13 protein-coding genes and 1 pseudogene are annotated in these 13,131 nt (G+C 35.6%); 12 read left to right on the top strand and 2 right to left on the bottom strand.

The genetic code is table 11. The features are described from left to right. Positions 1-156 precede the first annotated feature (156 nt). The 3 genes from RCJ95_RS22360 (at position 157) to RCJ95_RS22370 (ending at position 2,459) form a co-directional block, all read left to right on the top strand. A complete protein-coding gene (locus RCJ95_RS22360) occupies positions 157-951 on the top strand; it encodes a transporter substrate-binding domain-containing protein (protein WP_257520935.1) in 795 nt (264 codons plus the stop codon). 133 nt (positions 952-1,084) lie between these two features. Continuing rightward, entirely contained in the window at positions 1,085-1,744 is a 660-nt protein-coding gene (locus tag RCJ95_RS22365) for an amino acid ABC transporter permease (RefSeq protein ID WP_036075291.1), read from the top strand. Beyond that, on the top strand, positions 1,737-2,459 hold the full coding sequence (locus RCJ95_RS22370; protein WP_257520936.1) for an amino acid ABC transporter ATP-binding protein: 723 nt from the start codon (positions 1,737-1,739) through the stop codon (positions 2,457-2,459). The genes RCJ95_RS22365 and RCJ95_RS22370 overlap by 8 nt, the downstream gene beginning before the upstream one ends. Positions 2,460-2,510: 51 nt before the next feature. Here RCJ95_RS22370 and RCJ95_RS22375 read toward each other — a convergent pair whose 3' ends face one another. After that, the gene (locus RCJ95_RS22375; protein WP_446722798.1) at positions 2,511-3,554 is read right to left on the bottom strand and encodes a saccharopine dehydrogenase NADP-binding domain-containing protein; all 1,044 of its coding nucleotides are present in this window, start codon (positions 3,552-3,554) and stop codon (positions 2,511-2,513) included. After that, a complete protein-coding gene (locus RCJ95_RS22380) occupies positions 3,551-4,255 on the bottom strand; it encodes a class I SAM-dependent methyltransferase (RefSeq protein ID WP_337976448.1) in 705 nt (234 codons plus the stop codon). The genes RCJ95_RS22375 and RCJ95_RS22380 overlap by 4 nt, the downstream gene beginning before the upstream one ends. Positions 4,256-4,828: 573 nt before the next feature. Here RCJ95_RS22380 and RCJ95_RS22385 point away from each other — a divergent pair. From RCJ95_RS22385 to RCJ95_RS22425, 9 genes and pseudogenes are all read left to right on the top strand, one after another. Beyond that, positions 4,829-5,881, top strand: a complete 1,053-nt coding sequence (locus RCJ95_RS22385; protein ID WP_446722799.1) for a helix-turn-helix transcriptional regulator — start codon at positions 4,829-4,831, stop codon at positions 5,879-5,881. Between the two features lie 985 nt (positions 5,882-6,866). Next, positions 6,867-7,001, top strand: a complete 135-nt coding sequence (locus tag RCJ95_RS22390; RefSeq protein ID WP_446722800.1) for a hypothetical protein — start codon at positions 6,867-6,869, stop codon at positions 6,999-7,001. A gap of 27 nt (positions 7,002-7,028) precedes the next feature. Then, positions 7,029-7,328 (top strand): annotated as a pseudogene (locus RCJ95_RS22395) (GNAT family N-acetyltransferase); the annotation flags it as partial. A gap of 65 nt (positions 7,329-7,393) precedes the next feature. Further along, positions 7,394-8,458: a hypothetical protein gene (locus tag RCJ95_RS22400; protein WP_446722801.1), complete on the top strand. Its 1,065-nt coding sequence runs from the start codon at positions 7,394-7,396 to the stop codon at positions 8,456-8,458. 19 nt (positions 8,459-8,477) lie between these two features. After that, entirely contained in the window at positions 8,478-9,590 is a 1,113-nt protein-coding gene (locus tag RCJ95_RS22405) for a hypothetical protein (RefSeq protein WP_274771210.1), read from the top strand. Positions 9,591-9,617: 27 nt separating this feature from the next. Continuing rightward, a complete protein-coding gene (locus RCJ95_RS22410; RefSeq protein WP_446722802.1) occupies positions 9,618-10,736 on the top strand; it encodes a hypothetical protein in 1,119 nt (372 codons plus the stop codon). Positions 10,737-10,779: 43 nt separating this feature from the next. Next, positions 10,780-11,256 carry a GNAT family N-acetyltransferase gene (locus RCJ95_RS22415; RefSeq protein ID WP_446722803.1) on the top strand — a complete coding sequence of 159 codons (477 nt, stop codon included), beginning with the start codon at positions 10,780-10,782 and terminating at the stop codon, positions 11,254-11,256. A 94-nt stretch (positions 11,257-11,350) separates the two neighbouring features. After that, positions 11,351-12,043 carry a phage tail protein gene (locus tag RCJ95_RS22420; RefSeq protein ID WP_446722804.1) on the top strand — a complete coding sequence of 231 codons (693 nt, stop codon included), beginning with the start codon at positions 11,351-11,353 and terminating at the stop codon, positions 12,041-12,043. Between the two features lie 201 nt (positions 12,044-12,244). Next, the coding region (locus tag RCJ95_RS22425; protein ID WP_446722805.1) for a discoidin domain-containing protein at positions 12,245-13,131 on the top strand (887 nt) is incomplete at its 3' end.

The raw sequence follows: 13,131 nt of genomic DNA on the forward strand, positions 1-13,131 counted from the left end.
AATTTTTTTAGTTTATCTTGATTATTATTTCAAAAGAGTATATCTTAATTAGCAGATAGATTTTTTATTCTTCAATATGAATAAATATCCAATCAGCTATTTTCGAGAAATGTATTCTCATACACAATAAATTATAAATAAAAGGAGTTACGGTTTATGAAGAACAAGTTATTCATCATGGTGCTGGTACTAGTAATAGGTGTACTTGCAGCATGTGGGACTAAAGACAATAATGCAAGCGATACAGGATCTACTACGGATACAGAGGGTAAGCAAGTATTAAAAGTTGGTACTTCAGCAGACTATGCGCCATTTGAATATGTGGATGCAGCAAAAGGCGAAGAAATTATTGGATTTGATATTGATCTAATCAAATTAGTTGGAGAAAAAATAGGCGTTGATATGCAAGTGCAAGATATGGACTTTAACAGTTTAGTGCCAGCACTACAAGCAGGGAAAATTGATGTCGTTATTTCTGGTATGACACCGAATCCAGAGCGTGAAAAAGTGGTAGATTTCTCAGATAAATATAATGAAACAGAGCAAGTAATCCTTGTTAAAAAGGATAGCGGTATTAATAAAGAAGCTGACTTAGCTGGTAAAAAAATAGGTGTACAAACTGCATCTATCCAGGAAAACTTAGGTAATGAAATTGCGAAAAAGATTGATGTAACAGTAGAAGGACGTACGCGAATCCCTGAGATTGTGCAAGATATGATGTCTAAACGTTTAGACGCAGGTATTTTAGAGGGCGGCGTTGCGAAAGGCTATTTAAAAACGAATGATCAATTAGAAGCTTTTCCAGTGGAAGAACAGCCTGAAGATTTCAAAGCAATCGCTGTTCCAAAAGGAAGCGATTTAAAAGATAAAATTAATAAAGCTTTAAAAGAGCTAGCTGAAGAAGGCAAAATCCAAGAGCTAGAAGAAAAATGGTTAGAAAAAGTTGAATAATAATTGCGTGCGATAGCTCTACTTTTGGGCTATCGCTTGTGCTTTTCATTATTATGCTTTAAGCCTCTTCTAAATTTATGTTCGGTACAAAAAACAAAGCCACATCATGATGAAAAAGAAAGGAGGGAGCGCTGTGAATTTAGATTTTACAGCTATCGTACCCTCTATTCCTTATATTTTAAAAGGGATAGGTGTTACACTTCAAATTGCAATCGGTGCATCCATCATTGGTTTTATCGTAGGTATACTTTTAGCATTATGTAAAATTGGTAAAGTGAATTTTTTACGTTGGTTTGCTGATTTCTATACGTCGATTTTCCGCGGTACACCTCTTGTATTACAATTACTAATTATTTATTATGCAGTACCACAATTACTAGATATCCAAATTGAGCCTATTCCAACAGCTATTATTGCTTTTGGTTTAAACTCAGGAGCATATATTTCAGAGATTATCCGTGCTGGTATCAATGCAGTTGATAAAGGACAAATGGAAGCTGCACAAGCACTGGGTATTCCATATGCAAAAATGATGAAGGATATTATTATTCCGCAAGCAGTAAAAAATATTTTACCTTCCTTAGTAAATGAATTTATTACATTAAATAAAGAAACGGCAGTTGTGACAGTAATCAGTGCATTAGATATTATGCGTCGTGCCTACATTGTAGGCGGTTCGACATACCGTTATCTTGAGCCATTACTTTTTGCAGGGGTAATCTATTACATCATGACGCTTGTTTTAACGTTCCTTGGTAAACGAATCGAGAAAGGAATGAGAAAAAGTGATTAAAATTGAAGATTTACACAAATCTTATGGGCAGAATGAAGTATTAAAGGGTATATCAACTGAAGTTAAAGAAAAAGAAGTAATTGCTATTATTGGACCTTCGGGATCAGGTAAATCGACATTTCTTCGTTGCTTAAATTTATTAGAAGCTCCGACAAGTGGGAAGGTAACGATTGCAGGGGATGTCCTGACAGATAAAGGGACAAATATAATGAAAATACGTGAAGAAGTAGGTATGGTATTTCAGCATTTTCATCTTTTCCCTCATAAAACCGTGCTTGAAAATTTAACATATGCGCCAATCAATGTGAAGGGTATAGATAAGACTACTGCTATCAACAAAGCAGAAGAGTTACTAAAGAAAGTGGGTCTGTTTGAGAAGCGTCAAGAATATCCAAATCGCTTATCGGGGGGACAAAAGCAACGTGTTGCCATTGCGCGAGCACTTGCCATGGACCCTAAAGTTATATTATTTGATGAGCCTACATCGGCACTTGACCCTGAAATGGTTAAAGAGGTATTGGCCGTTATGAAAAACCTCGCAGATTCTGGGATGACTATGTTGATTGTGACACATGAGATGGGCTTTGCTCGTGAGGTTGCTGATCGTATTCTTTTCCTTGATGGCGGCAAGCTCATTGAGGATGCTCCTCCAGAACAGTTTTTTTCAGCGCCATCAACACAGCGTGCTAAGGATTTTTTAGAGAAGGTTTTATAATAAAACAAAAGGCATTTAGCTTCTCCCTTAGATGAGAGCTAAATGCCATTTTTATTGAAAGGACCTATCAAAATGAGTCTGTAAGGTTACTAATGTAAATAATTCCTCAATATGATAGGCTCCTTCTGGATGTTTATTGTTAAGGAGCTCGTTAGCTATAAATGTTGCAACTTTCGCTGTTACAAGTGATTCATCGCGATCAAGAAAGTCTAATGTAAAGCTTGCTTCTTTGTGATGTTTTTTCCCAATGGCTTCTATTTGTATGCCACACACATCAGAACCAATTTTTATTTTTTGAATAAGTGAAGCGAGCAAGATTTGGATACGGTCAAATTTTAATAAGTAAGCAATTCTACTCTTTTGTAAAAAGGATACGAATTTATTGAGTGGCTCAACATCAAAGCCTAATCTTGTGACGATAGGAATAGAAGGGAAGTGCTTTGTTAATGTGTGCTGGTCAGAGAAATTAAATTGATACACACTACGTTTTCCAATCTTCTTAAATTTCACGGTTCTCTTATTAGTGAAATTAGCAACTCTCTGATTGCTGTAGCTACTAAAAGGTTTATTTAATTGATGCAATATCCAAAGAATTGCTGCAGTGCCATGCGTATCGCCTGCCCCGAGTAAGATAGAAATATGCAGCTTCTCTACGGAGGATAATTGCTTTGCAGCATGCATGGCCATTAAATTGGTCAATCCTGGAGCCATACCAACACTAAATACGGCTGTTGAATGATTCTGTTCAGCTAGTAAGTGTAGTGCCTCTAACTTTTTAAGGAAGGTATAGCTTGCAGTAATATCGATATACATAATCCCTTTATTTAAGCAAAGCTGTGCAAATGCAGTATCTTTTTGCTCTAAACACATAATGACCAGTGCTACATTTTCTAATTGCTCTGGGTGCATTTTTTTCGACACATCCAATTGTAGAGGTCTTACTAAGTTATTGTGCTGGGCGCAGAAATCCTTAGCCTTTTCTATATTTCTTCCGGCAATCCATATTCTGTTAGGAGAGCTTTGCAACAATAATTTTGCAATTTTCCCTCCTACTTCACCATAGCCTCCGATGATTAAGATATTCCCATTTTTCATAAAGTAGTTTCTCCCTTAATAGCGACTAAAGCGTCAATCATATGTGTTTTAAAATAGGGAAGGATTGTCGTAAAACCAGCCTCTCCTAGTAAATTAATAAGCAATTCAAGAGTAATCGGATGGGTTGTGACGCTAAAGGATTGCTCAAAGCGTTGCCAATGATCCTCACTTATTCCGTTATGAAGCATGGAGCTTCGCCAATAACGAAGCTCGTGTTTGAATGTTGGGGAAGTTAAATCAGCATTAATCGATGAAATAAATAACACACCATTTTCATTTAAGCTATCCGCAATCTTTTGAAGCATTGTTCTCTTTTGGTCAAGGCTTTCTATGAAATGTAAAACCAAATGACAACTAGCTACATCGAAGACCTCATTTACTCTTAAGGATAGTAGATCCTTCTCAACCCACATAATAGTAGGGCGATGTGGTAGCGAGTCAATTTGTTTAGCAGCCAGCTCCAGCATTACCTTTGATGAATCGACTGCTGTGAAATGGGCAGAAGGAAATGATTTGCCTAATGTGAGTAATTCCTGTCCGCCTCCAGCGCCTACCACTAAAAATTTATTTACAGTAGTAAGATCCTGAAGTATATTGACCATCATGTCATAAATAAGGTTATAGCCTATGATTTTTTGTCGAATGGACTGTTGATAAGTGTTGACAGAAGGACTGTCCCAGCTATGTATAGATCTATTCATTAAAATACCTCCAAAAAAATTATTTTTATGCGTTAAAGTTTCGAGAGCAATTCCCTAGTATCTGTGTAGGGCTATTCCCTAAAAATATCTGGTGGACCACCTTAAATAGGTATGAAAATAGTTTGATGTGCTAAACCTCCTATAAGTTGTAATGGCACTCTTTTTGCATATAGATTAGCTCCCATATTAAGAGGAAGTACCCTAAATTGTGCTTGTTTTTTTGTATTTGAGCTAAAAGGGTATCTACTGTTTCCCAGATAATAAATTCAGTATCCTTCTGTTGTTCTGCCAATAGAATGCTTGGAAAAATAGCAGGCGATTTAGGTGCACGAATAGTAGCTTTAAGAGCTTGCTGTTCTTCTGAATTCTCACCACCCACAATTGCTTGAGACGATTTCTCTGAGCAGCCACTAATAACGGAAGTAGCTAGCAAGAAAATAAAAAGTAAAAATTTTCTTCAAAATAGTATTCCTACTTGTTGAACTTCTGTACAATTCAATTAAGAATTATTCTCAATTATAAACTTTCGAAAAAAAAGAACTATCCCATATTTCTGGGGGGAGGTAGGTGTTTATGAAGGAAGCACAATATTGGCAACGAAAATCTGACCATTGCTTAAAGCACAGCAATAATTCATTTGAATATCGCCAATTGATGATCGAAGCTCTACGGACACATATAAATTTTGATGCGTATTGCTGTACATTAACGGATACACATACACTTTTTTCTGTAGGAGCAGTCACTGAACAATCAATAGAGGCGATTCATCAGGAAATTATGGATTTGGAATATATGACAGAAGATGTAAATAAATATGGATTCTTAGTGCACAGTGGGCAAAACATAGGCAGGTTAAGCGATTCCTCTAGTCGAAGCTTTCGCTATAGAGAAGTTTTAATGCCCAATGGTTTTAGTGATGAAGTAAGAGCTGCATTAATTTATCAAGGACAATGCTATGGTTTTTTAACACTATTCAAAAGAGCTGAAAATGAACAGCCTTTATTTAAAGATCAAGATCTAGTGCTTATAAAAAGACTGATGCCAATCATGGGTGAATCATTAAAGAAGTTCCATCATTATATTATTGAGGAGAGGATCCTAACTGTAGAAGGAGAACAAGGCATTGTTATTTTTGATAAAGGGTTAAAAATTCTTTCAAGTAATACCAAAGCTTGTGAATTGCTATCCATTTTAAGAAAGTATGAAAGTTTAGCAGAAATTCAAGTTCCTAAGCCAATTCAAGCTCTCTGTGCAAAACTACTTGCTGACAAGTACAATTCAAATACTTCTTTAATAGTACCTATCAAAGATACAGGCTATATTGCTATTCGGGCATCACTTTTGCTGACAAGCCAACAAGAACAGCAAATCGCTTTATTAATAAATGAAGCATCATCAAGAGAAATGCTCAATTTCTTAATAACGGCCTATAATCTTACCCCCAGAGAAAAGGAAGTAGTATTTGAAGTTATTAAAGGGATTCCTACAAAAGAGATTGCTTATAATCTTAATATTTCAACCTACACGGTACAAGATCATTTAAAGGTAATTTTTCAAAAAGTAAATGTCTCAAATCGAAATGAGCTAGTATGGAAAATTTTTTCCCGCTTCCAATTAGATTAATAAGTTGAACTAACGAATCTGCTAGCTCTCTAGCAGATTCTTCGTGTTGTTGAAAAAAGATGATGTCAACGGCATAAAAAGCGACTTTGCAAGGTGAGCGGTTGATTTCCGTTCCGCCAGCGTCCTTTCCAGGAGGAGTCCGATGAGATGCTTCACTCACTAGCGTTCGCTCTAGGGTCTCCACTGTGACGCTAAATCCCTTAGGAGTACGCTTGCTCCACTCCAATCAACCATGCTGCAAAAGTGTCTTTACCTTATCTTTCATAATAGCTGTAGTGAACAAAATAGCCCATTATTTGTATTACTAGAGAAAGGATAGGCTTTTTTTCATTGTAGAGAAGTGATGGGTGACAACACTCTTCATAAAGAGTAGTGAAGACCTCCACCTTATTTGAAAACCTTTGCTAAAAAGGTAACACTTTTGTGGGTCGGCTTGGAAGGCTACTTGACTCCAGTGGGATAGCGAGACAGGCAAACCCTGCATGGAGTGAAAGCGGCTCGGCGCTCGCCTACAGGAAAACAAGTAGACTGGAATTAAAATCCATTTCTACCTTTCGATCGACTGTTTTGTTTTTCAACACTAATAAGAATCTGGTAGCTTTCTAGTAGATTCTTATTGTTTACTAACATTCAATCAGTAGGTTTGTGATTGGAAGCTATTAAGTTACATCAGTGATAGTTAAAGAAGCCATTAACTATACTTTAGCAACTAGTATCACTAATCATAATAAAAGGTTAAGAAAAATTAACCTAAAAAATGGAATAAATTCATAGTGAAATCTATTGACCTATAATATAATGAAAAAAAGGCTAAAAGACACAAAATAAATGCAATAATAGACTTTTTATTTGGGCATTAAGTATTAGTTATTACCAGGGCTTTAAAAATCTGAATTTTTTGATAAATAAAGCGGAGGAGATATAACAGACATGTGTTATGACTCTATAATCATTAAGCTATTCAAGAAAAGAAGGGGGCGAGAGGATGAAAGTAGAGCTTAAGTCTATTACGAAAGAAGACGAGCCATTCCTTTACGAAGTCTATGCTTCTTCTCGTAGGAAAGAAATAGATTCATGGGGATGGTCTGCTGAACAAATACAGCGCTTTTTAGAAATGTAGTGGTGCGCACAGCAAACCTCATATAGACAACAATTCCCATATGCAAGCCATTGTATTATTACTTCAGATGAGCAATATGTTGGAAGGTTGTTAACAGAAGATTTACCTGAGCGACTACATATAATTGATATTTCTATTTTGCCAAGTTTTCAAGGTAATGGAGTAGGATCTTATCTCATTAGCAATCTTCAGCAAAAGGCAAGAGAAGAAAATAAACCAGTGATATTACAAGTTCTTCATACAAATCCTGCAAGAAATCTATATGAGAGACTAGGATTTCATGTAGTGTCAACTGATGAACTCTATTTAAAAATGAGGTGGCAATAAACGTATCAAGTCTTTTGAAGCTGATTCCCGTCCATTATTAAAAACTAAAGAGAGGTGAATGTGAAGTGCCAATATCAAATACGGCTTTACAGACATATGAAGAAAAGTTACAGCAAACGATTCAGTACTTTTTTAATTTAGAGGGACAGGTCGAAAGTGTCATTGTACACATTGACAGCAGTATCAAAAACTATATTCAAAAAAAAGAAAGGAGATTTTTATTAGCAAGTAAAAAGAAAGAAAAACATCTCGAAGAAGTAAGAATACTACAATCGGATTTACAAAAATCTTTAATTGGTATGGCACATATTAAACAGCTACTTGTCAATGAAATAAACACTTTGCAAAAAAATAACAGAGAGTTACAGCAAACTTTAAAGGATATGCTTCCCCTACTTCCATTTGCAGTATCAAGCATCCCTTTTGAGACAAGTCTTTCTTCAAATGTTCAATTCAACATAGTGCTGTTCCTCTTAATTGAAAAAGAGATAGTAACAAAATTACCCCTTCTAACTGCAACAATTGAATCGAGTCAAGTAAATGAAATAATAGTAACCCTAGACAATTTTGATGTGAACATAAAAGAGCAAATAAATGAAGCAAAAAGCAGTGCTGCTAAATTAATGTCAATCATTATGGATACTAAAATTGAATTGGACAGACAATTTGGCGATGTCGTCTCAAATTTAAATCAAAGTGATAGATTGTCAGAATCGTCCTATACGCAACTTGATTTCATTGCTGAGATTAAAAGCAAGGGTGAGCAGTTGAAAATATGGGCCGATCATTATCAAATGCTTCATACAATGCTTGAAAAAGATATGGAATTCCAAGAGGCTGTACAACTAACGGCAAAAGTATTAAGCGAAAGTTTAGAGGAATCAGCGCAAATCTATCAAAACCAGAGAGTTTTACAAGGAGCTTATCTACTTGAAACAGGCGCGACCTATGTGACATTAGCACAAGATTTAAAGCTTTCTGAACAACATGCAAAGCTATTAGTAGCAGCATACTTATTGCTAAACCAAGAGAGCATAGTAGTAGTTGCTGAACAAGTGAATTTGGAATTGATGGAGATTGAAGCTTTTTATAAAGAAAATAAAGAATTTTTTTCTTTAATTATTTCCTAAACAGAAAGGAGAAAATGCTATGCCAATTTCGGAATACCAATTAGACAATTATGTGAAGGAACTTCAACCCAGTATTAAAAATATAATTGAACTAGAAGACAAGCTTGGAAAAGCCGGTGGAGATATAGACAGTATTTTATCCAAATTAAACGATGAAGGATTTGATCTAGGTGCATGGCTTGGTGACAATCTATTTCGGACAGATAACCCGAAAAGGAAAGAAACAGCTATTCAACTGTTAAATGACTTAAACAATGAATTAAGTAATGCAAAAATTGATTTAAATATTTTAAAGCATGATATTCAAGATGAATTAAATACTTTATTAAAAGAGTATGGGGACTGGAAAACTTACTTTGATAATAGGTTACCATTTATTGCGTTTTCCATAGCTGTACCTAAATTCCAGGCTTTTAATCCCTTTCATCGATTAATGCTAGGGTTTGTATTAACTATCGTATTGAAAGACATATTACTACCAATATTTGAGGTATTAGGGTTAGGTGTTGTAGGTCTTATTGTTGTGGTGGTGTTAATAGATGGAATAATTCAAGGCGAAAAAAGAATGGAGTTATTTGAAAATATCCAAAAAGAAACAAAGGCTGCAATGGAGGATGTTAAAAAGCTAAGGCAGGATATCAATGATGTGCAGGTGCAAGTAAATACCTTTTTTGAAGATGTGGCAAAGAGCTTTCAAGAAACAGGCTTGTTAACAAAGTCATATACAAACCATCAGGAGCTAGTATCGTTCGTTAAACAACAGGCTGGCACATTAAGACGTTGGTCGGATCAATATGATTCGATGAAGCGAATGATTAATAAAGGCTTAGATATTGAATTTTCAGCAGAAGTGGTTGCTGCAAATCTAGTAAATAAACAAGATGATGAAAATGAATTAGACAATTACAGCAAACTGTTAATGGGTGCCTACCTTATTGAAATGGGAGAGCCCAATAGTGTAGTTTCCCAAAAGCTTGATATGTCCCTAGAAAGAATTAAAAAAGTAAAAGCAACCTACATGTTATTTAAAATGCATACACCAGATGAAATTGCACAAGTCTTGGAAATGGATGTAAACGAGGTTATGACAATTCAAGAGACAAATAGCGATTTAATAGCAATTGTTAGCTAAAAAATAATCTTAGAATGGATGGATAATATGGCGATTACAGAAGCAACATTAACAACCTATGTCGAAGAATTACAGCCCGCACTAAAAAATATTTATGAAGTAGAAGATAAGCTTGCTGAATGTAAAGAGGGAATTGATAGCATCATTTCTAAGCTATTGGACGAGGATTTAGAAATTAGTGCATGGCTGGGTGATAATCTATTTCGTACAGATAACCCAGAGCGAAAGGCACAAGCAATTAAGCTTTTAAAAGAGCTGAAAAGTGAGTTAAGTGAAACATCAATTGACTTAAATATTTTAAAGCATGATATCCAAGATGATTTAAATAGTTTGCTAATGGAATTCCTCGAATGGAGAAAATGCTTTAAAAATACGTTGCCACTGATTTCTTTATCAATCGTTGTGCCTTCTTATAAAAAAATCGCTTTAGATAAGTATGTGGCGCTTACATTATTTGTAGTTAATCAATGGATTGGAAAAATAAAAGTGCTGGATAGCTTAGTTGCGAAACTAGGTACGCTTGGTGCAATAGCCGCTGTCCTCTACCTTATTACAGGAATTATTCAAGGAGAATTGCGGAAAGAGTATTTTGAAAATATTCAAGCAGAAACGAATAAGGCAAAAGAGGATTTAACGAAGACTAAACAAGAGATTTATCGTGGACAAAGTCAAGTTAATGCTTTCTTTAAAGATCTTGCAATGACATTTAAAGAGACAGAACTTTTACAAGATACTGTTGTAAATCATCGAGAGCTAGTTTTCTTAGTAAAGGAACAAAATTATACATTACGCAAATGGTCTGATCAATTTAATGCGATGAAACGTATGCATGAAAAAGGGATGGATTTATCAGTGGCAGCGAGTATAGCTGCAGAAGCATTATGCAAAAATGCTATGGATCAAAATGAGTTACAAAAAATCACTAATACTTTATTAGGATCGTATTTGATAGAGAACCATACGGATTTAGCCGAAATCTCAAATACTCTAAAAGTTTCTGGGGATCAAGCAAAGAAAATAAAAGCTATGTACATGTTGTTTACGAAGCATACACCTTCCGAGATAGCAAGAGTTTTGGAAATGGAAATCCAAGAAGTCGAATCTATACAAGAAGAAAATAAGGATATTTTAGCGAGTGTTGCTTGATATTGTTTGAAATTTCAGGAAAGAGGTGAGTGGCAAAGCAAAAATGAAAGATAAAGTGAAATTGCGAGTGGCATTACCTGAAGAGGAAGATACCCTTTATTCATTATTTGTATCTACAAGAAAAAATGAATTTGCCATATTAGAATTGGATGAGCAACAAATAGAAGGTTTATTACGTATGCAATACGATGCTCAAAAAGCTTCTTATCAGCAACAATTTCCTAATGCCAACTATGAAATCATAATGTATGAAGGTGTAGGTATTGGTAGATTAATAACCGAGGTACAGCAAGAAGTAACACGTCTGATTGATATTTTCATACTTCCTGAATATAGAGGGAGAGGAATCTGTACAGTGCTATTGAGGGAACTTCAACGTATAGCTCTTGAATTGAGATTGCCAATAGAATTAAATGTTTTGATGGGGAATCCTGCACAGAGGTTGTATGAGAGATGTGGGTTTGTTGTTATGGATGAAACGTCCCCGTATTTACTAATGATTTGGGAGGTTGATAGATAAGTGGATATTCGATAATAAGGGTGTTTGAATTTAGTGAGATTATTTGATAGTAATTTTGAAAAATAATTTATAAGTGAGAAGGGAGAATTTAATAATGGAAGCTTTTGTTGGAACTATATTACCTTGGTCTTTAGATTGGGCTCCTAAAGGGTGGTTATTATGCCAAGGTCAGGAATTGCCAATAAACCAATACCAGGCAATTTATTCATTAATAGGTGCACAATATGGAGGGAATGCTACAACTACGTTTAAATTACCCGATTTACGAGGTAGGGTGCCAGTAGGAATGGGGAAAGGTGTAGGATTAACAAATAGGCAAATTGGACAAATGGCAGGTAGTGAAAATGTGACCTTGCAAACAAGTCAGATACCACCACATAATCATACTGTTACATTAAATAATACATTTAGTGCAGGAATTAGTGGTGGAAGTATTAGTAATGGAGCTTGTGAGGTTACTGTGAATTTACCAAATAATGCAACCACGGTAGCAGGGAATACGACATCAGTGCCAGGTTCAAATACATGTTTAGGTGTAGCAAGAACGACTGCTAACCAACCTATAAACATATACAGCACAAATGCACCTGATATAACACTACAGACTAATTCGGTGCAGGCAACAGGAACGGTAACAGGAACGGTAACAGGAACCGTAAATGGAACGATAACAGGAACATCGAATACTGGCGTAACAGGCTCTGGCATTCCTGTTGCGAATATGCAACCTTATCTAGTTATAAACTATATTATATGTTATGAGGGAATTTATCCGATGAGACCATAATTAGGAAGAAAACTAAGAATTTTATAATGCTAATTTTTTTCTAAACGTAAATGCATTATTTAATAATTTTATATTTTCAGAGGGATGTGTAGTATAGAACATCTCCGAAGAGGAGTCTTTAACTGTAAAGTCTTCAATACTTGATTTGTATAAACAATCCTTACAATCGGGGAGATAAATTTATTTTGAGGAGAGGATTGGATGGAAAATAAAAAGTGGTTGAAAATTATTACCGTATTTGTAGTTGGGTTATTGTTTTTTAATTTATTATCTTTTGGTGGATTTGCAGATATAGAAGTAAGTGCAAGTACGGATATAAATGTGGTGTCAGGCAAGCAATATTCTGCTTCAAGTTTAGAGGGAGAATGGGCAACAGCCGATATGGCTTTTGACGAAGATAAGATTACTTATTGGGGTTCTGATATAAGTAAGGGTGAAATTACTGAGAGTAATCCCGCTTGGTTGATGGTGGATCTAGGTACACCGCATACGATAAACCGTTGGGTCGTGATAGGATCTGCATCCTATGACCCTATTACAAACATTGGATATTATAGTATAAAAAATATAGAGCTAGAAGGTAGTGATGATGGTGTTGATTTTACTCCAATCGATTTCTCTGACAATAATATAGAAGTTGATTCTAGTGAGAGTACAACAACTATTGATAAATCACTTTCTTCTCCGGTAACATATCAATATTTTCGAGTTAAGGTTACAGATTCTTCTTCGACTTTTGGCGATAAATTAACAGCCATGATTTATGAGTTTGAATTATGGGGGTCTCCAGTTGGTGAAATAGTAGATGCCGAGACGCCAGCAATCGGGACGCAGCCAGTAGGAACAGCTGTGAACCAAGGAGCTACCAGTCCAACATTAAGTGTAGGGGCAAGTGTAAATGATGGAGGCATATTAAGCTACCAATGGTACAGCAACACGACGAATAGCCCGAGTGGAGGGACTCCAATTAGCGGAGCAACAAATGCGAGCTATGCAGCCCCCACCTCTACAGTAGGCACGATGTATTACTATGTAGTAGTAACAAACACAAATAGTGGAGTAAGTGGCAATCAAACTGCTACAGCGAC

The organism is Lysinibacillus sp. BSL11, from assembly GCF_052928325.1.

What these genes read in the sequence shown, in the direction of transcription:
- RCJ95_RS22360 (WP_257520935.1), top strand. Translation starts at nt 157, where the DNA reads ATGAAGAACAAGTTATTCATCATGGTGCTGGTACTAGTAATAGGTGTA.
- RCJ95_RS22380 (WP_337976448.1), bottom strand. Translation starts at nt 4,255, where the DNA reads ATGAATAGATCTATACATAGCTGGGACAGTCCTTCTGTCAACACTTAT.
- RCJ95_RS22420 (WP_446722804.1), top strand. Translation starts at nt 11,351, where the DNA reads ATGGAAGCTTTTGTTGGAACTATATTACCTTGGTCTTTAGATTGGGCT.
- RCJ95_RS22410 (WP_446722802.1), top strand. Translation starts at nt 9,618, where the DNA reads ATGGCGATTACAGAAGCAACATTAACAACCTATGTCGAAGAATTACAG.
- RCJ95_RS22375 (WP_446722798.1), bottom strand. Translation starts at nt 3,554, where the DNA reads ATGAAAAATGGGAATATCTTAATCATCGGAGGCTATGGTGAAGTAGGA.
- RCJ95_RS22390 (WP_446722800.1), top strand. Translation starts at nt 6,867, where the DNA reads ATGAAAGTAGAGCTTAAGTCTATTACGAAAGAAGACGAGCCATTCCTT.
- RCJ95_RS22405 (WP_274771210.1), top strand. Translation starts at nt 8,478, where the DNA reads ATGCCAATTTCGGAATACCAATTAGACAATTATGTGAAGGAACTTCAA.
- RCJ95_RS22385 (WP_446722799.1), top strand. Translation starts at nt 4,829, where the DNA reads ATGAAGGAAGCACAATATTGGCAACGAAAATCTGACCATTGCTTAAAG.
- RCJ95_RS22415 (WP_446722803.1), top strand. Translation starts at nt 10,780, where the DNA reads ATGAAAGATAAAGTGAAATTGCGAGTGGCATTACCTGAAGAGGAAGAT.